21 protein-coding genes and 1 pseudogene are annotated in these 26,432 nt (G+C 74.7%); 12 read left to right on the forward strand and 10 right to left on the reverse strand.

Features of this window, described 5'->3' with window-relative positions; genetic code table 11:
- The 5 genes from ACFWIS_RS23535 to ACFWIS_RS23555 form a co-directional block, all read left to right on the forward strand.
- Nucleotides 1–708, forward strand: a 708-nt coding sequence (locus tag ACFWIS_RS23535; protein ID WP_380523980.1) for an electron transfer flavoprotein subunit alpha/FixB family protein, incomplete at its 5' end; no start/stop codon positions are given.
- A gap of 194 nt (nucleotides 709–902) precedes the next feature.
- The gene (locus ACFWIS_RS23540) at nucleotides 903–2,324 is read left to right on the forward strand and encodes an acyl-CoA synthetase (RefSeq protein ID WP_380456808.1); all 1,422 of its coding nucleotides are present in this window, start codon (nucleotides 903–905) and stop codon (nucleotides 2,322–2,324) included.
- A 329-nt stretch (nucleotides 2,325–2,653) separates the two neighbouring features.
- Nucleotides 2,654–3,565: a C40 family peptidase gene (locus ACFWIS_RS23545; protein WP_380456806.1), complete on the forward strand. Its 912-nt coding sequence runs from the start codon at nucleotides 2,654–2,656 to the stop codon at nucleotides 3,563–3,565.
- 422 nt (nucleotides 3,566–3,987) lie between these two features.
- Entirely contained in the window at nucleotides 3,988–5,055 is a 1,068-nt protein-coding gene (locus tag ACFWIS_RS23550) for an NUDIX domain-containing protein (RefSeq protein WP_380456804.1), read from the forward strand.
- Between the two features lie 83 nt (nucleotides 5,056–5,138).
- Complete coding sequence (locus ACFWIS_RS23555) at nucleotides 5,139–5,954, forward strand: DUF4184 family protein (protein WP_380456802.1); 816 nt, start codon at nucleotides 5,139–5,141, stop codon at nucleotides 5,952–5,954.
- A gap of 73 nt (nucleotides 5,955–6,027) precedes the next feature.
- Here ACFWIS_RS23555 and ACFWIS_RS23560 read toward each other — a convergent pair whose 3' ends face one another.
- Nucleotides 6,028–7,392, reverse strand: a complete 1,365-nt coding sequence (locus ACFWIS_RS23560) for a dipeptidase (RefSeq protein ID WP_380456800.1) — start codon at nucleotides 7,390–7,392, stop codon at nucleotides 6,028–6,030.
- A 229-nt stretch (nucleotides 7,393–7,621) separates the two neighbouring features.
- On the opposite strand from ACFWIS_RS23560, the gene ACFWIS_RS23565 reads away from it, so the two are divergent.
- Entirely contained in the window at nucleotides 7,622–8,800 is a 1,179-nt protein-coding gene (locus tag ACFWIS_RS23565; protein ID WP_380456823.1) for a geranylgeranyl reductase family protein, read from the forward strand.
- Between the two features lie 128 nt (nucleotides 8,801–8,928).
- On the opposite strand, the gene ACFWIS_RS23570 is transcribed toward ACFWIS_RS23565, so the two are convergent.
- Complete coding sequence (locus ACFWIS_RS23570; protein ID WP_380456798.1) at nucleotides 8,929–9,906, reverse strand: ArsR/SmtB family transcription factor; 978 nt, start codon at nucleotides 9,904–9,906, stop codon at nucleotides 8,929–8,931.
- Between the two features lie 117 nt (nucleotides 9,907–10,023).
- Here ACFWIS_RS23570 and ACFWIS_RS23575 point away from each other — a divergent pair, with 117 nt between their 5' ends.
- Nucleotides 10,024–11,481, forward strand: a complete 1,458-nt coding sequence (locus ACFWIS_RS23575) for an MFS transporter (RefSeq protein ID WP_380456796.1) — start codon at nucleotides 10,024–10,026, stop codon at nucleotides 11,479–11,481.
- Nucleotides 11,482–11,513: 32 nt separating this feature from the next.
- Here ACFWIS_RS23575 and ACFWIS_RS23580 read toward each other — a convergent pair whose 3' ends face one another.
- Together ACFWIS_RS23580 and ACFWIS_RS23585 are read right to left on the reverse strand one after the other, a co-directional pair.
- On the reverse strand, nucleotides 11,514–11,918 hold the full coding sequence (locus ACFWIS_RS23580; protein ID WP_380456794.1) for a RidA family protein: 405 nt from the start codon (nucleotides 11,916–11,918) through the stop codon (nucleotides 11,514–11,516).
- A gap of 253 nt (nucleotides 11,919–12,171) precedes the next feature.
- Nucleotides 12,172–12,903, reverse strand: a pseudogene (locus tag ACFWIS_RS23585) (ATP-grasp domain-containing protein); the annotation flags it as partial.
- A 217-nt stretch (nucleotides 12,904–13,120) separates the two neighbouring features.
- On the opposite strand from ACFWIS_RS23585, the gene ACFWIS_RS23590 reads away from it, so the two are divergent.
- Nucleotides 13,121–13,894 (forward strand): enoyl-CoA hydratase family protein, encoded by a 774-nt coding sequence (locus tag ACFWIS_RS23590; RefSeq protein ID WP_380456792.1) that lies wholly within the window; start codon nucleotides 13,121–13,123, stop codon nucleotides 13,892–13,894.
- Nucleotides 13,895–13,993: 99 nt separating this feature from the next.
- Here the strand turns inward: ACFWIS_RS23590 and ACFWIS_RS23595 are convergent, their stop codons facing one another.
- Nucleotides 13,994–14,830 (reverse strand): maleylpyruvate isomerase family mycothiol-dependent enzyme, encoded by an 837-nt coding sequence (locus ACFWIS_RS23595; RefSeq protein WP_380456790.1) that lies wholly within the window; start codon nucleotides 14,828–14,830, stop codon nucleotides 13,994–13,996.
- Nucleotides 14,831–15,038: 208 nt separating this feature from the next.
- On the opposite strand from ACFWIS_RS23595, the gene ACFWIS_RS23600 reads away from it, so the two are divergent.
- Complete coding sequence (locus ACFWIS_RS23600) at nucleotides 15,039–15,794, forward strand: acyltransferase (RefSeq protein WP_380456788.1); 756 nt, start codon at nucleotides 15,039–15,041, stop codon at nucleotides 15,792–15,794.
- 292 nt (nucleotides 15,795–16,086) lie between these two features.
- Here ACFWIS_RS23600 and ACFWIS_RS23605 read toward each other — a convergent pair whose 3' ends face one another.
- On the reverse strand, nucleotides 16,087–17,457 hold the full coding sequence (locus ACFWIS_RS23605) for a PucR family transcriptional regulator (protein WP_380456786.1): 1,371 nt from the start codon (nucleotides 17,455–17,457) through the stop codon (nucleotides 16,087–16,089).
- Nucleotides 17,458–17,658: 201 nt separating this feature from the next.
- Here ACFWIS_RS23605 and ACFWIS_RS23610 point away from each other — a divergent pair, with 201 nt between their 5' ends.
- Nucleotides 17,659–18,555 (forward strand): esterase/lipase family protein, encoded by an 897-nt coding sequence (locus tag ACFWIS_RS23610; protein ID WP_380456821.1) that lies wholly within the window; start codon nucleotides 17,659–17,661, stop codon nucleotides 18,553–18,555.
- A 102-nt stretch (nucleotides 18,556–18,657) separates the two neighbouring features.
- On the opposite strand, the gene ACFWIS_RS23615 is transcribed toward ACFWIS_RS23610, so the two are convergent.
- Both ACFWIS_RS23615 and ACFWIS_RS23620 read right to left on the reverse strand, forming a co-directional pair.
- Nucleotides 18,658–19,233, reverse strand: coding sequence for a HutD family protein (locus tag ACFWIS_RS23615; protein WP_380456784.1), 576 nt, complete (start codon nucleotides 19,231–19,233; stop codon nucleotides 18,658–18,660).
- Between the two features lie 199 nt (nucleotides 19,234–19,432).
- Nucleotides 19,433–20,788, reverse strand: coding sequence for an MFS transporter (locus ACFWIS_RS23620; protein ID WP_380456782.1), 1,356 nt, complete (start codon nucleotides 20,786–20,788; stop codon nucleotides 19,433–19,435).
- 17 nt (nucleotides 20,789–20,805) lie between these two features.
- On the opposite strand from ACFWIS_RS23620, the gene ACFWIS_RS23625 reads away from it, so the two are divergent.
- Nucleotides 20,806–22,080, forward strand: a complete 1,275-nt coding sequence (locus ACFWIS_RS23625) for an ROK family protein (RefSeq protein ID WP_380456780.1) — start codon at nucleotides 20,806–20,808, stop codon at nucleotides 22,078–22,080.
- Nucleotides 22,081–22,298: 218 nt separating this feature from the next.
- The gene (locus ACFWIS_RS23630; RefSeq protein ID WP_380456778.1) at nucleotides 22,299–23,429 is read left to right on the forward strand and encodes a PLP-dependent cysteine synthase family protein; all 1,131 of its coding nucleotides are present in this window, start codon (nucleotides 22,299–22,301) and stop codon (nucleotides 23,427–23,429) included.
- Nucleotides 23,430–23,549: 120 nt separating this feature from the next.
- Here the strand turns inward: ACFWIS_RS23630 and ACFWIS_RS23635 are convergent, their stop codons facing one another.
- Together ACFWIS_RS23635 and ACFWIS_RS23640 are read right to left on the reverse strand one after the other, a co-directional pair.
- Nucleotides 23,550–23,855: a DUF6191 domain-containing protein gene (locus ACFWIS_RS23635; RefSeq protein ID WP_380456776.1), complete on the reverse strand. Its 306-nt coding sequence runs from the start codon at nucleotides 23,853–23,855 to the stop codon at nucleotides 23,550–23,552.
- A gap of 83 nt (nucleotides 23,856–23,938) precedes the next feature.
- Nucleotides 23,939–26,401: a right-handed parallel beta-helix repeat-containing protein gene (locus ACFWIS_RS23640; protein ID WP_380456774.1), complete on the reverse strand. Its 2,463-nt coding sequence runs from the start codon at nucleotides 26,399–26,401 to the stop codon at nucleotides 23,939–23,941.
- Nucleotides 26,402–26,432: the final 31 nt, after the last annotated feature.

A 26,432-nucleotide genomic window follows, 5' to 3' on the forward strand; every position in this document is an offset into this window, starting at 1 on the left:
GACGCGGCCGCCGTCCTGGTGACCTCCTCCGGCGAGGGCAAGGAGGTCGCCGCCCGCGTCGCGCTGCGCCTCGGCTCCGGCATCATCACCGACGCCGTCGACCTGGAGGCCGGCGACGGCGGTCCGGTCGCCACCCAGTCGGTGTTCGCCGCGTCCTTCCAGGTGAAGTCCAAGGTCACCAAGGGCGTGCCGGTCATCACGGTCAAGCCGAACGCCGTCGCCCCGGAGGCCGCCGCGGCCGCCGGCGCGGTGGAGAACGTGTCGGTGGAGTTCACCGGCAACGCCGCCAAGGTCACCTCGCGCACCCCGCGCGTCTCGACCGGCCGCCCCGAGCTGACCGAGGCCGCGATCGTGGTCTCCGGTGGCCGCGGTGTCGGTGCCGCCGAGGGCTTCGGCGTGGTCGAGGAGCTCGCCGACGCGCTGGGCGCGGCCGTCGGTGCCTCGCGCGCCGCCGTCGACGCCGGCTGGTACCCGCACAGCTCGCAGGTCGGCCAGACCGGCAAGCAGGTCTCCCCGCAGCTGTACGTCGCGGCGGGCATCTCGGGCGCCATCCAGCACCGGGCCGGCATGCAGACGTCGAAGACCATCGTGGCCGTCAACAAGGACCCCGAGGCCCCGATCTTCGAGCTGGTCGACTACGGCGTGGTCGGCGACCTCTTCGCGGTGCTGCCGCAGCTCACCACCGAGGTGAAGGCCCGCAAGGGCTGATCCCGCGGGTAGGGCCCGTCGAGGACGGGCTCCGAGACTGGAGGGCGTGGTACCGGGTGCTCGGTGCCGCGCCCTCCGTCGTCGTGCCCCGGGCGGCGGGGAGCGGCGCGCCGGCCCGTAGAGTCGGCCGGACGGTGCCCGGGCGCGGGAGCCCGCGGCGCGACCGGTGCGAGGACGAGGGCGAGGACGGAAGCATGGCACTGCTGACGGCACTTCAGGGTGGCCACGGCGACGCGGCGGACGCGCTGCGGGTCGACGGCCGGGCGCTCTCCCGGGAGGAGCTGCTGGGCGCGGCGACCGCGGTGGCCGACCGGGTGGCCGGGGCACCCGCGCTCGCGGTGCTCGCCCGGCCCACCGTGGAGACGGTGGTCGCCGTGGTCGGCGGGTTGCTGGCGGGCGTCCCGGTGGTGCCGCTGCCGCCCGACTCGGGCCCCAAGGAGCGCGAGCACATCCTGCGCGACTCGGGCGCGGCGCTGCTGGCGCACGCCGCCGGGGAGGCCGCGCCCGACGGCGCGTCGGTGGCGGCCCTGCCCGTGGACACCGCCGAGCGCTCGGCGACCGGGTACGCCGAGCCGGCCGCCGATGCGACCGGCTTCGTGCTCTACACCTCGGGCACCACCGGCGCGCCCAAGGGCGCGGTGATCCGGCGGGCGGCGATCGCCGCCGACCTGGACGCCCTCGCCGCCGCCTGGCAGTGGACCGCCGAGGACACCCTCGTCCACGGCCTGCCGCTGTTCCACGTGCACGGGCTGCTGCTCGGCGTGCTCGGCGCCCTGCGCACCGGCAGCCGGCTGGTGCACACCGGCCGACCCACCCCGGACGGGTACGCGGCGGCGGGCGGCAGCCTGTACTTCGGCGTGCCCACCGTGTGGTCCCGGCTGGCGGCGGACCGCGAGGCCGCCGGGCGGCTGGCCTCCGCCCGGCTGCTGGTCTCCGGCAGCGCGCCGCTGCCGGTGCCGGTGTTCGAGCGGCTGGCGGCGCTCACCGGGCACGCCCCGATCGAGCGCTACGGGATGACCGAGTCGCTGATCACGGTCAGCACCCGGGCCGACGGCGAGCGGCGGCCCGGCAGTGTCGGGCTGCCGGTGGAGGGGGTGCGCACCCGGCTGGTCGGCGAGGACGGGGAGCCGGTCCGGTACGACGGGGAGAGCGTCGGTGAGCTGCAGGTCGCCGGGCCCACCCTGTTCAGCGGCTACCTCAACCGGCCGGACGCCGACGCCGAGGCCTGGACGGCGGACGGCTGGTTCCGCACCGGGGACGTCGCGGTGATCGGGGCGGACGGCTTCCACCGGATCGTCGGCCGCGCCTCGGTGGACCTGATCAAGAGCGGCGGCTACCGGATCGGCGCCGGCGAGGTGGAGGCCGCGCTGCGCGACCACCCGGCGGTCGCCGACGCGGCGGTGGTCGGCGCGCCGGACGAGGACCTCGGACAGGCGATCGTCGCCTACGTCGTCCCGGACGGCGCCGTGACGGGGGAACAGCTGACGGCCTTCGTGGCGGATCGGCTGTCGGTGCACAAGCGGCCGCGCCGAGTCGTCCTGGTGCCCGAACTGCCCAGGAACGCGCTGGGGAAGGTGCTCAAGAAGCAGCTGCTGGCGGAGGCCGAAGGGCGCTGACGAAGGGGTGTCGACACGTCGGCCGGTGACGGGGGTTCACTCTGATGCGCCGTCGGCAGCCGCCCGGCGGAAACCTTCCTTTGGCGCACTCCACTGCGCGCCGTGAGCGGACGCGTGCCTAACGTGACACGCAGGCAGAACTGAATCCCGGGCGAGGCGCCGAGGCTCCCGGTCGTACGACCGGAGGCCGCGGCTTGTCGGACGGGAGTCTGCCGAGCGTACGTACCGGCCCCGCCGGGGCGTACCGCGTGTCCGCAGCAGTTTCCGCAGTCGACCGTTCGGCGGCCGTACGCCGCAGTGCGTTCGCAGCAGTGAAGGAAGTCAGCAGGATGACCACCGTCAACACCGGCGCGCCGGATGCCGCCGACGAACCGACCGGGCCGCACGCCCCCGCCACCCCCGCCCGCTCCGGCGGATCCGCCCGTCCCTCGAGGGCCGCGCGGATCCGTCGGGGGATAGGCATGGCGGCCGTGATCGCGGTCGGCGCGGGGACCATCGGCCTCGGCACCGGCGTGAGCCCCGCCGCGGCCGAGCGGGCGCCGGCGCACGCCGGGTGGGACGGCTCGCGGTACTGGTTCAAGAACAGCCAGGGGCAGTGGCGCTGGACCACCCACTACAACGTGTACCTGGCGCGGACCGGCGGGGCGAAGTCCTCGTCGAAGTCGTCGAAGTCGTCGTCCCCGGCGAAGTCCTCGAAGTCCTCGAACGGCGGGATCAAGCAGGGCTGGGACGGCTCCCGCTACTGGTTCAAGAACAGCAAGGGGGAGTGGCGCTGGACCTCCCACTACGACGTCTACCTGCAGCGGACCGGCGGCTCCTCCTCGTCCGGCTCGTCCTCGTCCGGTTCTTCGGGCGGCTCCCAACAGGTGGCCGAGGACCGGGACGTCGAGACCGCGGTGGAGTACGCGCTCGCCCAGCTGGGCAAGCCGTTCCGGACCGCGGGCAACGGGCCGGACGGCTACGACTGCTCGGGCCTGGTGCAGCAGGCCTTCCGGCGCGGCGGGATCAGTCTGCCGCGGGTCGCCAACGACCAGTACGCGGCGACCACGCCGATCACGGCGAGCCAGCTGCGCCGCGGTGACCTGCTGTTCTGGTCCCCGGACGGGACCGCGCGGGGCATCCAGCACGTGGCGATCTACCTGGGCAACAACCAGTACGTGGAGGCCGCGCGGCCGGGGACGCTGATCCGGACCTCGGGGATCAGCAGCGGGTACTACCCGGCGTACATGGGCCGACCGTAGCGCACCTGCGCGGGGCGCCCGGGCCGACCGGTCCGGGCGCCCCGACGCGCGGTCAGGGGCGGTTCGACCGGGGGTCGGGGGTCGGGGGGTCGGGGGTGGGCGGGGGAGCGGAAGGGCGCAGGGGCGGCGCGAGCGGCGTACGGGTGGGGCGCGCACGGAAAGTCGGCCGGTCCGACTTCCTGTGCGCAGGCGATGGCGGCAGAGTGCGGCTTTGATGGCGGCCGGTCCTCATATATCCGCACCGGGCCCGTGGCCTGGGCACATGCCGCTGTCAAGGGGCGGGCCGGGGCGCGCGGGCGGGCGCGGCGAGCAGTTTTGGGGAGCGGCGTACCGCGGGTACCACCACGGGTGGCGCTGGTTCGGCCGACGGGGGCGCTGCCCGGTGCGAACGGCATCGGGGCAAGTCGAGGGCAGGGGACGTTGTGATCGTCTGGGTCAATGGCACATTCGGGGCGGGCAAGACGAGCGCCTGCCGCGAGCTGGTGAAACTGCTGCCCGGGAGCGTGCTCTTCGATCCCGAGCTGGTGGGCTTCGGATTGCGCCGGATGCTCCCGGCCGACCGGCTGGCCACGGTGTCCGACTTCCAGGACCTCGCGGCCTGGCGCCGGCTGGTGCCGGAGACCGCGGCCGCGCTGCTCGGTGAGGTCGGCGGGCCGTTGGTGGTGCCGATGACCCTGCTCAGAGAGGACTACCGGGACGAGATCTTCGGCGACCTCGCCGCGCACGGGATCACGGTGCACCACTTCGTGCTGGACCCAGAAGAAACGATCCTGCGTGACCGCATCGCGCACCGCGAGGAATGCCCCGGTGACCCCGAGGGCAGCGAGCGGGTCCGCACCTGGTGCCTGGAGCACCTGCCCCGCTACCGGGCCGCCCGCCGCTGGCTGGTCGGCGACGCCCGGATGATCGACAGCAGCGCGCTCACCCCGCGCGAGACCGCGCACCGGATCGCCGAGCTGGTCCGGGTCGGCGCCGCGCGCTGCCCGATCGTCCAGGCCCAGGATCCGACCGGGGACACCGTGGCCTCGGCCGTGCTGTTCTTCGACGAGCAGGACCGGGTGCTGCTCGTCGACCCGGTCTACAAGCCCGACTGGGACTTCCCCGGCGGCGTGGTCGAACGCGGCGAGGCCCCCACCGACGCCGCCCTGCGGGAGACCGCCGAGGAACTCGGGCTGCGGCTCGACCCCTCCGTGCTGCGCCTGCTCGCCGTCGACTGGGAGCCCCGCACCGGCCCACGCCGCGGCGGGCTCCGGCTGATGTACGACGGCGGGCTGCTGAACGACGCGGGCCGGCGGAACCTCCTGCTGCAGCAGGAGGAACTGCGCGGCTGCCGGTTCGTCACCCTGGAGGAGGCGGCCGACCTGCTGCCGCCGAGCCGCTTGCAGCGCCTCGCCGCCGCGCTGGACGCCCGGCGCAGCGGGGAACTGCGGTACCTGGAGGCGGGGAGCCGGGTGGCGCTGGGCCTGGCCAGTACGGCGGAGGCCGTTTAGGGTCCGCCCGGGGGACGGCCGTGGCGCGCGGGGCGGGCGGCCCCGGTTGGTGGGGCGGGCGGTGCGGGCGCCAGGATGGGGGCATGCCGTTCACGCTGAGCCACCCCGCCGCCGTCCTGCCCCTGCTGCGCGCCGCCGGGCGGCGCGGGCCGTTGGTGGCCTCGGCGTTGGTGGCCGGGTCGATGGCGCCGGATGTGCCGTTCTTCGCCGAGTCGCTGCTGCCCGGGGTGTACGGGCACGGCGGGCTGACCCACGCCTGGTGGGCGGTGCCGACGCTGGACGTGGCGATCGCCGGTGCGCTGGTGGCGGGGTGGCACGGGCTGCTGCGGGCGCCGCTGGTGGGGCTGCTGCCCGAGCGGTGGGCGGGCGGGGCGGAGGCGCTGACGGTCCGGCGGGGCTCGGGCGCCGGGAGCGTGGACGCGGCGTGGTTCCTGGCCTCGGCGGCGGTCGGTGCGTTCACCCATGTCGGCTGGGACGCGTTCACCCACGGCGGCCGGCTGGGGGTGCGGCTGCTGCCCGTACTGGATCGGAAGGTGGCCGGTGTCCCGGTCTACGAGGCGCTGCAGTACGGGAGTTCGGCGCTCGCGCTGGCCGCGCTGGGCGGCTGGGCGGCGGGGGCGGTGCGGGCCGTCGAGCCGGTGCGGCCGGCCGTGCGGCTCGCGCCGCGGACCCGGCGGGCCGGCGTCGCGGCGCTGGGGGTGGCGACCGCGGTCGGGGTGCTGCACCGGCTGAGCCCGTTGCGGCGCAACCTCGTTCCGGAGGTGTGCTTCGGGGCCGGGGCCGGGCTCGCGGTGGGGGCGGTCGGGTACGCGGCGGTGGTCGCGGCTGCCCGTCGGTGGGGTGGCGGACGGCCCGGGGCCGGTGCGAACTCCCCTGAGAGGGTCCGCAGTTCGGTGTAGTGGTGGGCAAGGCGGCGGTCGGGGCCGCCCGCCGGGTGGGGTGGCGGGCGGCCCGGGCCGGGTCGAACTGCGGTCAGGCGGTGCGCAGTTCGGCGTAGCGGCGGAGGAACAGGGCCTCGGTGAGGGCCATCCGCTCCAGCTCCCGCGGGTCGACGCTCTCGTTGACGGCGTGGATCTGGGTGGTCGGGTCCTCGACGCCGATCAGCACGATCTCGGCCTGCGGGTAGAGCGAGCGCAGGGTGTTGCAGAGCGGGATCGAGCCGCCCTCGCCGGCCGCGACCATCGCGGTGCCGAAGGCCTCGGCCATCGCCTCGCCCATCGCCTCGTAGGCCGGGCCGTCGGTGTCGGCGCGGAACGGCGCGCCGTTGCCCTGGCGCTTGACCGTCAGATGGGCGCCGAGCGGGACCTGCGCCTCCAGGTGGGCGACCAGGGCGTCCTGGGCGTCGTCCGAGCTCATGCCCGGCGGGACGCGCAGGCTGATCAGGGCCTTGGCGGCGGACTGCACGGAGGAGGTGGCGCCGATCACCGGCGGGGCGTCGATGCCCAGGACGGTGACGGCCGGGCGGGCCCACAGGCGGTCGGCGACGGTGCCGGTGCCGGTCAGCGCGACGCCGTCGAGCACCTTGGCGTCGGCGCGGAACTGCTCCTCCGGGTACTGCACGCCCTCCCAGGTCTGGTCCGAGGCCAGCCCGGCGACCGCGACGTCGCCCTTGTCGTCGTGCAGCGAGGCGAGCACCCTGACCAGCGACTGCAGCGCGTCCGGGGCGGCGCCGCCGAAGGCACCGGAGTGCAGGTTGCCGGCCAGCGTGGTGATCGAGGCCTCGACCACCGTCATGCCGCGCAGCGAGGCCGTCACGGTGGGCAGGCCGGGGGCGAAGTTGCCGGTGTCACCGATCACGATGGCGTCGGCGGCGAGCAACTCGGGGTGGGCCTCGGCGTAGCGCTCCAGGCCGCCGGTGCCCTGCTCCTCCGAGCCCTCCACGATGATCTTCAGGCTGACCGGGTAGCCGTCCCCGTACACCTGGCGCAGCGCCCGCAGGGCGGTCAGGTGCATCAGGATGTTGCCCTTGCAGTCGGCGGCGCCGCGGCCGTACCAGCGGCCGTCGCGCTCGGTCAGCTCGAAGGCCGGGCTGAGCCAGTCGTCCTCGGCCAGCGGCGGCTGGACGTCGTAGTGGGAGTAGAGCAGGACGGTCGGTGCGCCCTCCGGGCCGGGCAGTTCGCCGTAGACGGACTGGGTGCCGTCCGGGGTGTCCAGCAGCCGGATCCCGGTCAGGCCCTCGGCGGCGAAGGCCTCGGCGACCCACTGCGCGGCCTTCTGGCACTCCTCGACCGGGAACTGGCGCGGGTCGGCGACCGACGGGAAGGCGACCAGCTCGGCGAGGTCGGTGCGGGCACGGTCCATCAGGGACCGGACGGCGTCGGCCAGGGGCTGTGACATCGGGGCTCCGGAGGGGACGGTCCGCCCGGGGGGTGGTACGGGCGGAGGCGGTCGGTTGGGGTACCGCCGATCATAGGCGGAGCCCCTCGGGAGCTTCCGGGGAGCTTCTGGGCCGGTGGGCGGTGCGGCGTCCGTGCCGGTGATCGGACGCATAGGATTGCTCGACGTGACTGACTCCGGAAGCCCTGATTCCCGTAGCCCGCTCAACAGCCCGCTCGACGAGGCGCCGGTGCCGCCCGACGGCGTCTGGGACGTCGTGGTGGTCGGCGCCGGACCAGCCGGATCCTCGGCCGCGTACGCCGCCGCCGCGCAGGGCCGCCGGGTGCTGCTGCTCGACAAGGCCGAGCACCCCCGGTACAAGACCTGCGGCGGCGGCATCATCGGCCCGTCCCGGGACAGCCTGCCGCCGGACTTCGAACTGCCGCTGCAGGACCGGGTGTCCGCCGTCACCTTCGCCTACGACGGCCGGTACACCCGGACCCGCCGGTCCGGGCGGATGCTGTTCGGGCTGGTCAACCGGGACGAGTTCGACCTGCGCCTGGTGCAGTCGGCCAAGCAGGCCGGGGCGGTGCTGGTCACCGGAGTGACCGTCACCGGGGTCGAGCAGCGCGGCGGCGAGCACCGGACGGCCGTCGTGACAGCCGCCGACGGGCGCACCTTCGAGGCCCGCGCGGTGGTCGGCGCGGACGGCAGCGCCAGCCGGATCGCCCGGCACGTCGGCGTCACGTTCGACCAGATCGACCTCGGCCTGGAGGCGGAGATCCCGGTGCCGCCGCAGGTCGCCGCCGACTGGTCGGGCCGGATCCACCTCGACTGGGGCCCGCTGCCCGGCAGTTACGGCTGGGTGTTCCCGAAGACCGAGACCAGCAGCCTGACCGTGGGCGTCATCTCGGCGCGCGGCGACGGCGAGCGGACCAAGCAGTACCTCGCCGACTACATCCGGCGGCTGGGCCTGTCCGGCTTCGCCCCGCGGGTCGAGTCCGGGCACCTGACCCGCTGCCGGGCCGAGGACTCGCCGCTCGCCCGCGGTCGGGTGCTGGTCGCCGGGGACGCGGCCGGGCTGCTGGAGCCGTGGACCCGCGAGGGCATCTCGTACGCGCTGCGCTCGGGCCGGCTGGCCGGCGAGTGGGCGGTGCGGGTCGCGGAGGCGGGTGACGCGACCTCGGTGCGGCGCGAGGCGCTGAACTACGCGTTCGCGATCAAGGCCGGGCTGGGCGTGGAGATGCGTGCGGGCAAGCAGCTGCTCGGTGCCTTCGAGCGGCGGCCGTACCTGTTCCACGTGGCGGTGACCTCGGTGCCGGCGGCGTGGCGGGCCTTCGCCCGGACCACCCAGGGACACACCACCTTCGCCCAGCTGCTGCGGCAGAACCCGGCGGCGCGCAAGCTGATGGCGATGGCCTCGCGGTAGCGGCGCGGGCCGTACGGCGGGGCGGGGGCGTGTGGCGGGGCGGGGCCGTACGGCGTGTCGAGCCGGCGCTCCTTCCGGTGCGGAGGGGCGCCGGCCCTGTCGGGGGCCGGGGGTGGCGTGTCAGCTCGTCAGCTCGTCAGCTCGTCTCCGAGCGTGCTCCGCCGGTACAGCACTGAGCGGCCGTGCCGGGCCCGGGTGACCAGGCCGGTGGCCGCCAGGACGGAGAGGTGCTGGCTGACCGCGCCCGGCGTGACGCCGAGGCGGAAGGCGAGCTCGGTGGTGGAGGCCGGCTCGACGAGCAGTGTGAGCAGCCGGGCCTTCGGCGCGCCGACCAGCGCCGCCAGGGCGTGTGCCGGCGCCGGGGAGCCCCCGCCGGCCATCCCGGCCTGCCCGCGTGCTGGGTAACTGATCTGCGGCGCAAGGGAGTTGTCGATGGTGGTGATCGCGCCCCGGACGAAGAAGGTCGGGCAGAGGACCAGTCCGCGACCGTCCACGGCGGTCTCCACATCCCCGTCCGTCCAGTGCCGGTTGATCGACAGTACGCCGTCTGCCCAGTTCAGCCGGTGGTCGAGGTCGGTGAACAGTGCCGCCGCGCCCTGCTGGGCGAGCACCCGGGCCCGGTACACCAGGTCGGCCTCCAGTGCCGCGCGGGCCTGCGGCCACCAGGTGGGCGCGAGGCAGGCCTCCCAGTACTCCGCCAGGGCGTCACAGATCCTGGTCAACAGCCTTTCTGGGTCGACCAGTTCGGCTTCGAGCAGGGCGGGCAGCGGCTGCCCATGCGGCAGGAAGGTCCGCTCCAGTTCGGTGCGCAGCAGCTCGGGCGGCAGCGCTCGGACGGTGGCGAGCTCGGTGCGGAACTCGGGTGTCGGGGAGGACGGCCGGGGCGTCAGGAAGTCGGGCACCCAGCGGTTCCGGGCGACCAGGGAGAGCAGCAGTCGGGAATCCAGTCGCTCGAACGAGGGCCTGAGCTGTTCGAAGGCCCGGCTCTGCAGCCAGTAGTGGCCGGGGTGGGTCCACATCCGCAGGCTGAGCACGGCCTCGTGGATCGGGGAGTACGCGAACCAGGTGGTGGCGAGATCGGCCAGTCGAAGGGTGAAGCGGTGCACGGGAGCTCTCCTGCCGACTGCCCGGCGCCCACGGCCGGGTTCCAGCCGGAGAGCCTAGTTTTAGCCAGGGCCTAAAGGAATATCCGGCCCGGCCCGCCCGGCGGTGGAATCGACGGCATGACCACCACACCGGCGGAGCCTTCCGCACCCTCCCTGGCCATGCCCGCGGCCGGCCGGACCGGTCGCCTGCCCGAGACCGTCCGGCGCCGGCTGCACCCCGACCCGACGGTCCGCCGGCTGGCCGGGATCACCCTGGTCAACACGGTGGGGAACGGCCTCTCGCTGTCCGTCTCGGTGCTGTTCTTCACCCGGGTGCTCGGCCTCAGCGCCGCCCAGCTGGGGTTCGGGATGACCGCCGCCGGCCTGTGCGGGGTCCTCGCCAGCGTGCCGGCCGGCCGGGCCGGCGACCGCTGGGGCGCCCGTCCGGTCCTGCTGGTGCTGGTCTCGGTGGAAGCCGTGGGCACCGCCGGGTACGCGCTGGTGCACAGCTACCCGGCCTTCGTCGCCCTGGCCTGTGGCGTCTCCGCCGTCGACCGGGGCGCGGCCGCCGTACGGAACGCGCTCTACGCCGAGGTGCTGCCCGCCGACCGCAGGGTGGCCGGACGGGGCTACCTGCGGGTGGTGACCAACATCGGCATCTGCGTGGGGACGGGCTTCGGCGCGCTCGCGCTCCAGCTCGACACCCGGCCGGTCTACCTGGCGGCGATCCTGGCCGACTCCGTCTCCTACGTGGCCGTCGCGCTGATGCTGTACCGGCTGCCCGCGGTGCTGGGGGCCGCTCCGCCCGCGCACTCGGCCGGGGCCGGAACGGTCAGTGCCGACCCCTCTGTCACGGCCGTCCCCTCGGTCAGTGCCGACCCCTCTGTCACGGCCGTCCCCTCGGTCACGGCCGTCCCCTCGGCCGGAGCCGGGACGGCCGATCCCGCGGACCCCGCCGGCAAGGGCGTCGAGCGGGGCCGGCGGCGCAACCCGGCGCTGCGCGACGGCCCGTTCCTGGCCGTCACCGCGCTGTGCTCCGTCCTCGGTCTGCAGTTCGCCGTCCTGGAGGTGGGCGTCCCGCTGTGGATCGTCCAGCAGACCGACGCACCGCGGATCACCGTCGCCGGCGCCTACATCGTCAACACCCTGATGGTGATCGCCCTCCAGGTGCGGGCCACCCGGGGCACCGGGGAACGGTCGGCCGCCGCCCGGGCCTGCCGCCGCGCCGGGCTGATGCTGGCCGCCTCCTGCCTGGTCATCGCCCTCGCACACGGGCTGCCCGGGATCCTGGCCGCCGCCGTCGCGCTCGCCGGGATCGGACTGCAGTCGCTCGCCGAGGTGTCGGGCCAGGCGGGCGGTTGGGCGCTGAGCTACGACCTCGCGGGCGAGCGCCACCACGGCGCCTACCAGGGGGTGTTCAACGCGGGCTCGGCGGCCGCGATGATGGCCGGCCCGGCGGTGGTCAGCACGGCCGTGATCGGCTACGGGCTGCTCGGGTGGGCCGCCCTGGGCGCGGTGGTGGCGGCGGCGGGACTGGCGATGGGCCCCGCCGTCCGGTGGGCCGGACGGCGGGACGCGTTGGTCCGGCCGGCGTGAGGGGGCCCCACTCCGGTCGGCGTGAGGGGGCGCTACTCCCGGACGATCGCCATCGCCTCGATCTCGATCAGGACGCCCGGCCGGAACAGCGCCGCGACCTGCATCGCGGAGGCGGCCGGCAGCGGCAGGCCGGCCAGGTACTCGTCGCGGGCCTCGCGGATCGCCGCGAGATGGGCGATGTCCGTCATGAAGAAGGTGAACTTGACGACGTCGGAGAAGTCCGCGCCGGCCGCGGCCAGGCAGCGGCGCAGGTTCTCGAAGACCTGACGGGCCTGGGCCTTCGGGTCTCCCTCGCCGACCAGGTTCCGGTGCTCGTCGAAGGCGACCTGCCCGGAGACCTGGACCAGCCGACCGCTGCCGGTGACGACGTGGGTGTAGCCCGTCCCGGGGGCGACTCCGGGCGGCTCGGCGATGTGGGTGAGGTGCGTGGTGGTCATGGCGCATGATCGTGCGCCATCGGCAGCCGGTGCCGCAAGCGCCGACGCCGTCCGGGCGCCGCCCGGGCGCCGCCCGGGCGGCCTCCGCAGGATGCCAACCCGCCTGGTCAGCGGACCACTTCGGCAGTTCGCGGCGGAACGGACGGTCGGCGCGGGCTAGTTGCGCGGCCGGGCCGGAGGAGCGCAGCACCACGTCCAGGACGCCGTCCGGCTCGGCCGCGTAACCTCCGCTGGCCCAGGCCGCGTTGGCCTCGACCACCGCCCAGCCGTGGTCCGTCCGTCCGACGTCCACCACCACCGCGCTCGGCAGCGGGGCCTGCTCGGCGGCGGCCGCCAGCACCTCGCGGGCGAAGGCCGTCACCTCGGCGTCGCCCCGCCCGTCCTGTAGGTCCTGCTCCTCCCGAGCGTCCTGCCCGTCTTGCGCGTCCCGCCTGTCCTGCCTGTTCCGCCCGAGCGGTGCGACGGACAGCTCGCCGTCCACCGCGTAGCGCGAGCCGGCCCGCACCGCGCCGTCCAGCACGAACAGCCGGTACTCCGTGCGGAACCGCACCACCTCGCTCACCAGCACCGGAGTGTCACCGTCCAGCAGCTCGGGACCGGGCAGCGCGCCGCCGTCGGGGTAGACCCGGGCGGCGAACAGCTTGTCGGCCGGCGGCTTCACGAAGGCCGGGCCGGTCAGCGTACGGGCCTTGGCCAGCGTGGTCGCGGACACCCGGCGGCCGGTCAGCGCGAGCGGCAGCCGGGCCAGCCAGTCCGCGGCCGGCTCCAGCAGGGCCAGGCCCAGCTCCCGGCCGACCGCGTCGCCGAACAGCGGCCCGCCGTACACGTGCACCGGTGCGCCGAGCAGTTCGCGCGGCGCCTGCCAGGAGGCCGCGGTGAACGCGCGCAGGCCGCGCAGACCGGCGGCGGTGCGCAGCTGGAGGCCGGTGTCGTTGATCCGCGGGGCGAGCAGCAGGACCGGGGAATCGGTGGTCATGGCGCCCATGCTGGCGGGTGGGCGGCGGCCGTCACCAGCGGTTTTCCGTCCGGCCGACGGACGGTCCGGTGCGCCGGGCGGCGGTTGGCTCTGGCCGAGGGGCGGGTGGGCGTGCCAGAGTCGTGCGGGCGCCGTCCGGGCACCCCTGGACCGCACCCGCGGCCCGGACACCCCGGACCGCGCCCGCTGCCCGACCCACCCTCAGCCGGAAGGCAGGCCCACGCCGATGACCAGCGCAGAGCCCCTCGTCCGCGTCAGCACCGCCGACGCCGTCACCACGCTCACCCTCGACTCGCCGCACAACCGCAACGCGCTCTCCTCCCGCCTGATGTCCGAGCTGCACGCCGGACTGGCGGTGGCCGCGGCGGACCGGGACGTCCGCGCGGTGGTGCTCACCCACACCGGCAAGGTGTTCTGCGCGGGCGCGGACCTCTCCGAGGCGACCGGCGCGGACCCGACGGTGGGCCCGCGCGGCCTGGTCGAGCTGCAGAAGGCGATCGTGGACTGCACCAAGCCGGTGATCGCCGTGGTCGACGGGCACGCCCGGGCCGGCGGCCTCGGCCTGATCGGTGCGGCGGACCTCGCCGTCGCCGGACCGGCCGCGACCTTCGCCTTCACCGAGGTCCGCCTCGGCCTCGCGCCCGCCGTCATCTCGCTGCCGCTGCGCCCCAAGCTGGAGCCGCGCGCCGCCTCCCGCTACTACCTCACCGGTGAGGTCTTCGACGCCGCCGAGGCCGCCCGGATCGGCCTGATCACCCGGGCGGCCGACTCCACCGAAGACGCCGGAGTGGTGCTGAAGGGCCTGCTGGACGCGCTGCGCCAGGGCTCGCCGCAGGGGCTGGCCGAGTCGAAGCGGCTGGCCAACGCAGAGGTCGCGCGGTCCTTCCAGCGGGACGCGGACGAGCTGGTGCAGCTGTCGGCGCGGCTGTTCGGGTCGGCGGAGGCGCAGGAGGGGATGCGGGCCTTCCTGGAGAAGCGGCCGGCGGCCTGGGTGCGCTGAGCCGCTCCCGGACGGCCGACCGGGCCGCGCCGTGTTCAGACGGCCGGCCGACGGCCCGGGTGCGCCGAGTCGCTCCCGGGCCCGGTCGGCGTCCCGGGCTCAGCGGACCGCGGCGTTGTCCCGCCAGAGGTCGAGCAGGCTCCGGTCGCCGCTGAGTTCGACCTGCCCGGCCTTTCCGATCTGTCCGGCCCTGCCGGTCTGCCCGACCTGTCCGGCCCCGCCGGCCCGGGCCGACCGCTCGGCCTGTTCGACCGTCAGCCGGTTCCAGAGCAGCAGGTAGAGCTCGCGGGCCGGGCCGGTGACGGTCAGGTCGGCGGGCTCGGGGCGCTCCTCCGTGGTGACGGCGAGCGGCTCGCGGGAGAGCGTCAGGTGCCACGTGCCCGGGCCGTCGGTGGTTCGGATCGAGACGGTGCGCAGGCTCTCGGTGTGCACCTTCGCCCGGCCACGGCGCATGAAGCCGCGCAGTAGCTCGTCGATGCCGTCCAGGGCGAGTTCGGGCGCCACGGCCGGGCCCGGGGCGCCGGCCGCCGCGTCGGCGTCGAAGCGGTGGACGGCGGTCTCGTGCGCCTGGCGCCGGGCCCAGAAGGCCAGTGGGGTGGGCGCGGGCAGGAAGGTCCAGCACTCGAGGTCGGCGGGGGCCGCGGAGAGCACGGTCAGCAGGGCGGCGTGGCCCTCGCGGTACCAGTCGAGCAGCTCGGCGTCCGAGGGGGCCGGGCCGATGACGGCCTGTTGGCCGGGCTCGTCCAGAGGTGCCCGGAGGCCCTTCGCCGGGAAGGCGGCGGCCCAGCGGTGGACCTGGCCGATGTGCCGCACCAGGTCACCCATCCGCCAGTCCGGGCAGGTGGGGACGGGGGCGGTGAGGTCGGCGCGGGTGGCTGCGTCGGCGAGCAGGGCACCCTCGTGGCGCAGTGCCTCGATGTGCTCGGAGATCTCCATGGCACGGAGTCTCCCACCGGGGACCGACAGCGGTGGCGGAATTCGGACGGCCCCGGGGGCCGGGCGCGGGGGCGGAGCCGCGCGTGCCGGTGGGCCGACGCGCTACGCCAGAAGTGCTGGTGGGCCGGGGCGAACGAGGCCGCTGGGCCCGGTGTGATGTCGGCCTCCCACCGGACGGACGGACGCTACGGGCCGGTAACGTGAGCGCATGCCGATAACCCGTTCCCTCCTCTCCACCGTCCGGGCCGGTGGCCGCCGGGCCGCCGGGCGCCTCGTCCACCGGGGCTGGCGCTGGGTGCAGCGGACCGGCGCGGTCACCAACCGGACCCCGGGCCCGTACCGGTTCGGCGAGCTGGGTGACGGTACGACCCTGGCCTTTCCGCTCGGGGCGGTGTTCAACGAGCAGTGGATCACCATCGGGCCGTTCTCGATCATCGGCGAGCGGGTCACCATCAGCGCGGGCTTCCTGCCGGGGCTCGACCTCGGGCCGGAGCCGATCGTGCGGATCGGCGGCGGCTGCGTGATCGGCCGGGACAGCCACATCGTCGGCCACCAGTCGATCGTCATCGGCGACGACGTGTGGACCGGCCCCGGCGTGTACGTGAGCGACCAGGCGCACGAGTACCGGGACACCGAGCTGCCGATCGGCAAGCAGTGGCCGCGCAACGAGCCGGTGGAGATCGGCGCGGGCAGCTGGATCGGCACCGGCGCGGTGATCATGCCGGGGGCGCGGATCGGCCGCAACGTGGTGGTCGCGGCGGGTGCGGTGGTGCGCGGCGAGGTGCCCGACCACAGCGTGGTCGCCGGAGCCCCGGCCAAGGTGGTCCGCCGTTGGAGCGAGGCGGAGGGCTGGCAGCCGCCGCTGCGCCACGAGCCGCCCCGACCGGTGCCGGACGGGGTGACGGCGGAGCAGCTGCGCGCCCTGGTGGGGTGGGACCTGCGCTTGCCCGGCGAGCGGGACTGACGGCCGTAACGGCCTGATCGTTTGTCAGTCCCATGGCTGATCCCTCCTGTTTCCTGACGGTTCGTCCGCTAGTGCGCCGTTCATTGGACTGTCGTCGTGATGTTGAACGAACCTCGAACGGGGAGCTTCCTAGGCGCAATCGTCTCGTCGGCGGGCTCGCCACCGTCGCGCCCGTGACTGCGCCCGCGCTCGCGCCCGCGCCCGCGCCACCGTCTCCGGTGGTGCGGGCGCGGTCCGTTGCCAACCGGCCTGCCGGGGCCTGCCGGGCCTGCCGGGCCTGGTAGGGCGCCTGTTAGGGCGTGGGGGTTCTCCGCTCGGCCGTCCGGGCGGCGATCGCGGCGGTGATCCGCAGGACGTCGGCGGGGCGCGCCGGGTCCAGGCCGGTGAGGACGGCGATCCGGCGCAGCCGGTAGTCGACGGTGTTCGGATGCAGGTGCAGGGCGCTCGCGGTGTGGCGGCGGTTCAGGCCCCCGGCAAGGTGGGTGCGCAGGGTCATGAGCAACTCGCCGCCGTCGGCGAGCGGTTCGAGCAGGGAGGCGAGCCGGGAACGGGCCTGGCTGGGTCGGGTCAGCTGGTACTCCAGCAGGACGTCGTCCAACCGGTGCAGCCCCGGCGGGCGGCCGAACGCCCGTGCCAGGTCCAGGACTTCGTACGCCAGCGCGGCGGCGCCGGGCACCTCGGCGGGCACCGCGGCGGCGGCCCCGGCCAGCACCGGGGCCCCGGCGGCCCGGGCCCCGGCGGCGAGGGTGGCGGCGAGCTGGGGCCAGAGCGACTCCTCGGCGGTTCCGTCGGACGGCTCGGTGGTGCGCTCCGGTGGTGTCTGCAGCGGGACGAGCACCAGGCCACCCGAGGGAGTGAGCGCGGTGAGCGCCGACTGCCGGGTGCGGTGGTCGAGTTCGGCGCCGAAGCGGCGGAGCTTGCGGCGGGCCGCTATGCCCGGGTCGATGCCGGGTGAGTGCTCGTCAGGGTGGTCGGCGAGGGACAGGCAGAGCACGGCGTAGCCGGCCGGCAGCTCGGTGCCGGCCCGGGCGGCCGCCTCCTCGGCGGGGGTGCCGGCGAGCAGCGCGGCGAGCAGGGACTGCCGGGCGGTGGAGCTGCGGTCGCCGGCCGAGCGCTGCCCGTCCAGGTAGCCGGCGCCGGCGGCGGTGGCGGCCCGGCGGAGCTGGTCGAGCAGCAGACGGTTGAGCAGTAGTAGGTCGGCGGCGTCGTCGGCGTGGGCGTCCCGGGTGAGGAACTCCCAGCAGACCTCCAGCCCGAGGTGGTGGGCGAGCAGGACGGCGTCCAGCGGTAGGCCCTCCTCGGCGCGGCGCGCGGCGGCCTCCCGTACGGCGGTGAACTCCTCGGCGGGGGCGGGGAGTCCGGTGCGGACGGCGTGGGCGAGGGCGCGGATGCGGCGCTCGGTGTCGCGGGTGAGTTCGCCGGTGAGCTGTTCGCGCGGGAGGCGGCGGTAGACCGGCACCCGGGCCAGCAGGGCGGCCATCACGGCTGCGGCCAGGTCGGGGGCGCCGCCGAGGAGTCGCTGGTCGGCGGGGAGGCCGCCGATCACCGGGATGTGCCAGGGGGAGGGGGCGTCGGCCGCAGCGGGGGTTCCGCCGGGGCGGCCGGTGGGAGGTTCGGCAGGGCGGCCGGCGGGGGTGCAGTGGGGTGCGTTGTGACCGGTCACAGAGAACACCGTCCAGGTCTGGGGAACGCCCAAGGGCCGGGCCGGAGGGGCGACCGCATCATTGAGCCACTCGGGTTACCTGTTGGTAACAAACTTCTGCTGTGGAGGCAACAGTTGAGAACCCCACTTCTCCGCTTCTCCGCAACTCCGGTGCGCCGTCGGCTCGGTGGATCCCTCGGTGGATCCCTCGGTGCGGCCGTACTGGCCGGTGCGCTGCTGGTCGGCGCGGCCGCGGCTCCGGCGTCGGCGGCGCCCGCCGCGGCCCGGGCCGTCACCGCTCAGGCCGTCACCGCCGCCGAACTGCCGCCCGACGGCGACTCGGTGGCCTCGCCGCCCGGTGCCAACGACTGGAGCTGCCGACCGTCCGCCGCCCACCCCGACCCGGTGGTGCTGGTGCACGGCACCTTCGCCAACCGCTACGAGAACTGGCTGGCGCTCTCTCCGCTGCTCAAGGGCCTCGGGTACTGCGTCTTCGCCCTCGACTACGGCACCATCCCCGGCATCACCTCCACCGGCAGCGGCCTGGTGCTGCCGATCGGCGGCCTCGGAGCGGTGCCCGCCTCGGCGGCCCAACTCGCCCACTTCGTCGACCTGGTGCGCAGCGCGACCGGTGCGGCGAAGGTCGACATCGTCGGGCACTCGCAGGGCGGCATGCTGCCGAACTACTACCTGAAGTTCCTCGGCGGGGCCTCGAAGGTCGACAAGCTGGTCGGCCTGGCGCCGTCCAACCACGGCACGACCCTCGACGGGATCACCAAGCTGGCACCGTACTTCCCGGGCGTGGCCGACCTGATCTACACCGTCTGCCAGGCCTGCCGTGACCAGGCGGTGGGCTCCGACTTCAACACCACCATGGCCTCCCGGCCGGACACCGTGCCGGGGGTGCACTACACGGTGGTCTCGACCGTGTACGACGAGGTCGTCACCCCGTGGCGGACCCAGTTCCTGAACGGGCCGGACGTGGACAACGAGGTGCTGCAGGACCACTGCCCGGTCACACTCGCCGAGCACGTCGCGATCGCGTTCTCGCCGACGGCGCTGCACCTGGTGACCAACGCCCTGGACCCGGCGCACGCCACGCCGGTGTTCTGCGGCTGACGGCTCGCCGGTTCTGTTGCCCGTACCCAGGTTCCTTCCGGGGGTACGGGCAACAGCGCCGCTCGGCGGGTGCTGCCGTGTGTGTCAGCGGGTGGTGCCGTGTCAGCGAGTGGTGCTGCGGAAGGTGATCACGGCGGTGACCCCGTCGGGCCGCAGTTCGTGGGTGCCGGGTGTGACGAGCAACGCGGCGTCGTAGCGGGCCAGTTCGGCGTCCCCGACGGTGGCCGAACCTGCCAGGCACACCAGCAGGACGGTCGACGACGGCGGGACGTGGACGGTGCCGGGCCCGGTCGGCAGGTCCACGGTGGCCTCGGCCCGGCCGCGGCGGGTCATCACGTTGAAGTCCACCACCGGGCCGCCGAGCAGTCGGCAGTCGGTCGTGGCGTCGCCGGGGAAGGCGAAGGGGCGGAACGGGGCGTCCACCAGCTGTCGGACGCCGTCCACGGTGAGGGCCATGCCCGCACCCTCGACCAGGGTGATCACCCGGTCGATCCCGGGGAACGGGGAGAAGGGCCCGGCCGAGGCGACGTCGGCGAGGCTCACCCGCCAGTCGAACTCGCCCAGTCCGGCCCCGGCGGGGAACCCGGCGACCTCCCTGGTCACCCCGCCCCCGTTGAGCCACGGGGTGGCCGGGCGCTCGCTCGCCCGCAGTACCTGGATGCCTCCGGTGGTGGTCATGGGGTCGCATCCTGCCAGTTGTGGGGTGGGTCCGTCAGTGATGGGGGCGGGGAACGGCGAACAGGTGACAGCGAACAGGTAACAGCGAACGGGTAACAGATGTTGAAATCTGTTATCCGTTTGCTGTCAGTTGTCAACGGCTACCCGCCACCTGCCATCCGCCCCCTGCCACCCGACCGCCACCTGGCCCCGCCCGCCGTCAGCGCCGCCCGACCGCCAGCGGCAGCAGGGCCGCCGTCGTGGCGGCCACCGCGACCGTGGTCAGGGCCAGCGGCAGTCCGGCGGCGTCGGCGAGGAAGCCGATCACCACCGGTCCGATCAGCATTCCGCCGTACCCGAGCGTCGAGGCGAGCGCGACGCCTTGCGGCCCGCCCGCCGCACCGGCGCGCGCGATCGCCAGTGGGAACAGGTTGGCCAGTCCGAGGCCGGCCAGGACGAACCCGCCGATGACCAGCGGCACCGACGGCGCCAGGGCGGCGACCAGCATGCCGACCGCCGCGGCCAGTCCGCCGAGCAGCATCAGCCGGTTCTGGCCGAGCCGGATGGAGAGCCAGGTGCCGCTCACCCTCCCGCTGGTCATGGCGAAGGCGTACGCCGCGTACCCGGCGGCGGCCGTTCCCGCGCTCGCGTGGACGTCGTCGGTGAGGTGGAGGGTGGTCCAGTCGGCGATCGCGCCCTCGCCGTACGCCGTGCACAGCGCGGTGAGTCCGAGCAGCAGCACCAGCAGCCGGAGGTGGCTCCCCGTCGGGCGGCCCGCGGAGTGCCCGCCGGCGCTCGCCGTGGAGCCCCGGGTGCTCGCCGGGGTGCCCTTCGAGGCGGTGTCCGGGGCGGCCTCCGGAGCGACCTTCCGGGCGGCACCCGCACCCGCACCCGCGTCCGCGTCCGGCACCGGCACCGGCGTCGGCGCGACCATCGGCGCCGCCGGGCTGCGCAGCAGGACGACGCCCGCGCCGACGGTGACGGCCAGTCCGAGCAGGCCGCCGAGGGCGAGCGCCCACGCGGTGGTCAGCCGGTCGGCGAGCAGCCCGCCGAAGCCCGCGCCGAGCAGTCCGCCCAGGCTGTACCCGGCGTGGAAGCTGGGCATGACGGGTCGTCGAAGCTGGGCGACCAGGTCGACGGCGGCGCTGTTCATGGCGACGTTGGCCCCGCCGTACCCGGCGCCGAACAGCAGCAGCACCGCGCCGAGCGAGAGCACCGAGTGGGCGTGCGCGGGCAGCGGTACGGCGAGGCTGAGCAGGGCGAGCGAGCCGACGGTGACCGGCCGCGAGCCGTAGCGGAGGCAGAGCCGGCCGACCAGGGGCATGGTGACGACGGCACCGACGGACAGGCAGAGCAGGGCGAGTCCGAGGGCGCTGTGCGAGGCGCTGACCTGGCTGCGGACGTCCGGGATGCGGACGACCCAGGCGGCGAAGAGGAAGCCGTCGACGGCGAAGAAGGCGGTGAGCGCGAGCCGTGCGGCCCCCCAGGGGCTGTCGGCCACCGGGGGTGTGCTGCGAGACTGTGTGGGGGAGTGGGCGGCGGGGCGGCGGGAACGGATTTTGTTTCGAAGCGACACAAAGTCACAATAGGGTCGTGCAGCTCTCACCATCAAGCCCGCGGCCCCGCTCCGGGACCGACCCCGACGCGCAGCGCGACGCCCACCGCCGCGCGGCCCCCGACCGGGGGCGGACGCTGCTCGGCCCGGCGCTGTCGCTCATCCACACCGGTCAGACACCCACCCGTTCCGCGCTCACCCGCGCGCTGGACGTCACCCGCGCCACCGCCGGCGCGGTCACGGCCGAACTGGAGGCGCTCGGCCTGATCACCGTCGACTCGCGCCCGGCCGGCGGCGGCCGCGGCCGCCCCTCGCACCGGCTGGCGATCAACCCGCAGGGCCCGGTCGTGGTCGCCGGCCAGATCCACGCCGACGGGCTGAGCGTCACCCTGGCCTGCCTCGGCGGCCTGCTCGACCCGCCCGTCCACCTGCCGCTGCCCGCCGCCACCGACCCGGTCCGGATGCTGCGCGCCGTCGCCCAGGCCGGCGCCGAACTGGCCCGCGCGACCGACCGCCGCTGCCTGAGCGCGGCACTCGCACTGCCCAATCCGGTCACCGAGCCGGACGGCACGGCGCTCGCCGCGCTGCACTTCGCCTGGCCCAGCGGCACCCCGGTCGCCGATCTGTACGACGTCGAGGTCGGCCGGGCCGACCACGGCCCGAACGCGGTGCGCCCGCTGCCCACCGCCATCGCCAACGACGCCAACCTCGCCGCGCTCGCCGAGTACCGGCACGGTGCCGGTCGCGGCGCCCGACACCTGCTCTTCGTCACCTCCGGCCACCGTGGCGTCGGCGGCGCGCTGGTGATCGACGGCCACCTGCACACCGGCAGCGCCGGGCTCGCCCTGGAGGTCGGCCACCTGGCCGTCGACCCGCAGGGCCGTCCCTGCGTGTGCGGCAACCGGGGCTGCCTGAACTCCGAGACCGACCCCGACGCGCTGTTCGCCGCCGCGGGCCTCACCCCGGAGCCGGGGCGCCCGTTGCTCGACCAGGCACGCGAGCTGTGCTGGGCGGCCGCGACGGACGAGCGGGCGCGGGCGGCGGTGGAGCACGTGATCGACCGGCTCGGTCTCGGGCTGGCCGGGGTCGTCAACATCCTCAACCCGGACCGGGTGGTGCTCAGCGGCCTCCACCTCGACCTCCTGGAGGCCGCCCCCGACCGGCTGCGCGCCGTGGTGGCCGACCGGAGCCTGTGGGGCCGCAGCGGACGGGTGCCGATCGTCGGTGCGGAACTGGCGCACGGCGCGCTCGCCGGCGCGGCCGAACTCGGCTGGGGCCCGTACCTGGCGGATCCGCAGTCCGTCCCGGCGTAGCGGGTGCGGTCGGCGTCGGTGCGATCGGCGTCGAGGCGATCGGCGTCGAGGCGGTTGAGGCGGTGGGCGCGGTGGGGGCGGTCGGAATCGGGGCAGGCGGCTTCGCCGGACGGGGAAGGCCCGATAAGCGGAAGCTGGGCCACTGAAAACGGTCACTTATCGTGACCCTCGTACACTCGTAGTGAGCAGCGGGGGGCCGCAACGAGGGAGTAGTGACCATGAGCACCCAGTCCGGCCTGAGCCTCGGCATGGAGCCGACCGTCGACGTCGACCGCTCCGACGCGCAGTACCGCACCTGGCTGAAGGAAGCGGTGCGCAAGGTCCAGGCCGACGCCAACCGCTCCGCCGACACCCACCTGCTGCGCTTCCCGCTGCCGGCCGAGTGGGGGATCGACCTCTACCTCAAGGACGAGTCCACCCACCCGACCGGCTCGCTCAAGCACCGCCTCGCCCGCTCGCTCTTCCTCTACGGGCTCTGCAACGGCTGGATCCGCCCCGGCAAGCCGGTGATCGAGGCCTCCAGCGGCTCGACCGCCGTCTCCGAGGCGTACTTCGCCCAGCTGATCGGCGTCCCGTTCATCGCCGTCATGGCCAAGAGCACCAGCCAGGCCAAGATCGACCTGATCGAGTTCCACGGCGGCGAGTGTCACCTGGTCGAGCGCTCGGACGAGGTGTACGCGGCCTCCGCGCGGCTCGCCGAAGAGACCGGCGGGCACTACATGGACCAGTTCACCTATGCCGAGCGGGCCACCGACTGGCGCGGCAACAACAACATCGCCGAGTCGGTCTTCGCCCAGCTGCGCCTGGAGCCGCACCCCGAACCGGCCTGGATCGTCGCCACCGCCGGGACGGGTGGCACCTCGGCCACCATCGCCCGCTACGTGCACTACATGCAGTACGACACCCGGATCTGTGTCGCGGACCCGGAGAACTCCTGCTTCTTCGACGGCTGGGTCAAGCACGATCCGGACGCCGTCTGCGGCAGCGGCTCCCGGATCGAAGGCATCGGGCGGCCCCGGATGGAGCCGAGCTTCGTGCCGGGGGCGGTCGACCGGATGATGAAGGTGCCGGACGCCGCCTCGATCGCCGCCGTCCGGGTGCTGGAGCAGGTGCTCGGGAAGAAGGCGGGGGCCTCCACCGGGACGGGCCTGTGGAGCGCGCTGCGGATCGTCGCCGAGATGCGGGCGGCCGGCCGGACGGGCAGCGTGGTCGGCCTGATCTGCGACCCGGGAGACCGCTACCTGGACAAGTACTACTCGGACGACTGGCTGGCCGGCGAGCGGATCGACATCGCGCCGTACCAGGCCGCGCTGGAGTCCTTCCTCGCGGGCGGCGCCTGGACGGGCTGAGGGTCCACGGCTGACGCGCGACGGCGGGCGGGCGACAACTGACAGATGACAACTAACAGCTGACAGATAACAGCTGACAGATAACAGATTTCAGACTCTGTCTACTGTCACCCGTTGCCGTCACCCGCCACTCCGCCGCCGGATCACCGCCCGCCCGCCCGCGAGGTCGATCCCCGTGCGCTTCGGCGCCCCGTCGTGCTCGTCGTCCCGCAGCACCAGCTCGATCCGCCGCTGCTCCAACTGCACCCGCTTGCTCGGATAGAGCAGCGCGTGCAACTCCTCTGTCGCGGTCGTCCCCGCATCGCGCTCACCCGGCGCGGCGGTTCGGATGCGGAGCCGCCGTACCACCGCGCCGAGGAAGAACACCACCACCAGCCCGGCCGGTAACAGCAGTCCACCCGCCGCACCCGTCAAAAGCATGCCCATGCCCGGCTCAACGCCCCGCCACTGTCCGGCAGTTCCCCCCTCCCGCCCGGCTCCCCCGCCGTCCGGCGGTCTCCGGCGCCGCCCTATGGCAGCGGGGCGGTCGGCAGGTCCGCCGGGACCAGCAGCTGCAGCTCCTCCGTGGAGGGGTCGGCCAGTGCCGCGACCCGCACCGCGTGGCGCTCGACCATGGTCTCGAACACCTGCCGCGCGGTGCGCCCGTTGCCGAAGTTGGGCCCGCGCTCCAGCCCGCCGAAGTGGTCCAGCAGCGCGTCCGCGGTCGTCTCGGCGAGCGCGTACTCGTGCTCCGCGCACTGCGCCCGGGCGATCTCCAGCAGCTCCTCCGCCGTGTAGTCGGGAAAGGTGATGGTGCGTGAGAAACGTGACGAGACACCGGGGTTGGCGGAGAGGAAGCGCTCCATCTCGGCGGTGTAGCCCGCCACGATGACGACCACCTCGTCCCGGTGGTCCTCCATCAGCTTGACCAGGGTGTCGATCGCCTCGCGCCCGAAGTCCCGGGCCCCGTCCTCGGGTGCGAGCGCGTACGCCTCGTCGATGAACAGCACCCCGCCGCGCGCCCGGTCGAAGGCGGCGGCGGTACGGATCGCGGTGGAGCCGATGTGTTCGCCGACCAGGTCGACCCGGGCCACCTCCACGAGGTGCCCGCGCTGCAGGACGCCGAGCGAGGCGAGGATCTCGCCGTACAGTCGGGCGACGGTGGTCTTGCCGGTGCCGGGTGCGCCGGTGAAGACCAGGTGCCGGCGCAGCGAGGGTGCCTTGAGCCCGGCCTGGCGGCGGCGTCGGCCGACCGAGATCAGGTCGATCAGGGTGCGCACCTCCTGCTTCACCGTGGCCAGTCCGACCAGTGAGTCCAGCTCGGCGAGCGCCTCGTCGGCCGGCCGACAGTCCGGGATCGGCCCGATCGCGGCGGTCGCGGCCGAGGCGGCCGAGGTCGGGGACACTGCCGAGGCCATCGGTGCGGCGGTCAACACGGGTGCGGCGGAGACGGGTTGGGCCGATCTGGGGGTCGGCAACTCCGGCAGTCCGGAGATCGTCGGGCCGGCCGAGGCGGTCCGGGCCACGTCGTCGGAGGTGCATCCTTCGGCGATCGGTCCCGGTTCGGAGAACTCGAATCCGGCCCGCTCGTTCTGTTCCGCCCGGCACCGGGTGAGCTGGGTGCGGCAGCCGTCGATGATGTGGAACCCGAAGCCCTTGCCGTGTGAGACCCGGCAGTCCTCGAAGGTGCCCCGGCCCTGTGCCGAGACGTAGACCCCGGCGTCCGCGCTGGCCCGTACCGTGCACTCGCGCAGCACCGGGTCGGCGCCCTTGGTGACGATCACCCCGGTGGCGACGTCGGAGATCTCGCAGTCGGTGAGGAGTCCGCCGCTGCCGTGGTCGCGGAACCAGAGCCCGGTCCCGGCCTCCTGCACCCGGCAGGACGCCAGTGAGACGGTGGCTCCGCCGCTGACCGAGACCGCCGAGCTGCGGATCCGGCTGAACGAGCAGCCCTGGGCGACGGCGGCGGAGTCCCGGTCGAGGACGAACAGCGCGTCCGGCAGGTCGTGCAGCGAGCAGTCGGTGAGGGTGAGCCGGGCGCCGTCGCTGACCCACAGCGCCGGGTACTCGCCGCTGGAGCCGTGGATCTGGCAGGACTCGGCAACGGCCTCGGTGCCCTGGTCCCAGATCGACAGCGCCCCGCGCCCGAAGTCCCGCACGGTGGTGTTGGTGAGGCTGAGCCGGGCGCGTCCGCGCAGGTCGGCGCCGTTCTCCGGCAGATCGTGCACCCGGCAGCCGGTGAGCACCAGTTCGGCCTCGCCGTCCAGGGTCAAGCCGTTGCCGGTGACCCGGTGGATGTCGCAGTCGACCAGCCGCCCGCCGGCCTGCGCCTCGGCCTGGACGCCGCTGCCGCGGATCTCGTAGATCTCGCAGCCGGTGAGCTCGGCCGCGCTGCCCGGGTCGGAGAGCAACACCCCGGCGCCGGAGGCGTGGTGGACCCGGCAGCGGTCCAGGGCGGCGGTCGCCCCGCCGAGGACGGCGATCCCGGCCTGGCCGGCCGCGGCGACCTCGCAGTCCTCGAAGGCGGCGGCGGTTCCCTCGCCGCGCAGCCGCAGCCCGAGTCCGCCGGGGTTGGCGACGACACAGCCGCGCAGGGTCGGCCGGGCGCCGCCGCCGATCTCGATCCCGGTGGCGGAGCGGGTCTCGATCCGGCAGCCGCTGAACGACGGCGTCGCCTGAACTCCGGTGACCAGGACGGCCGGGGAGGAGCTGTCGCCGCCCTCGACCACCAGGTCGCGCACGGTCGCGGCGGCGGTGACGGTGATCGCCACCCCGGAGGCCGGTTCGATCCGGACGGTGCCCGGGCCCTGGGCCGGGACGATCGTCACCGGCTTGTCCAGCAGCAGGTTCTCCCGGAAGGTGCCCGGCCGGACGGTGACGGTGTCGCCCGGCTCGGCGGCCGCCAGGGCTTCGGCGAGCGTGTCGTAGTCGCCCGCGCGGCGACGCCAGCGGGATGCGCTGTCCTGGGTGACCCGGACCCTGTGCTCAGCCATGACGGTCTGTCGTCCCCACCTTCGTCGTGCC

It is taken from the genome of Kitasatospora sp. NPDC127060 (assembly GCF_042724935.1).
Taxonomy (GTDB): Bacteria; Actinomycetota; Actinomycetes; order Streptomycetales; family Streptomycetaceae; genus Kitasatospora.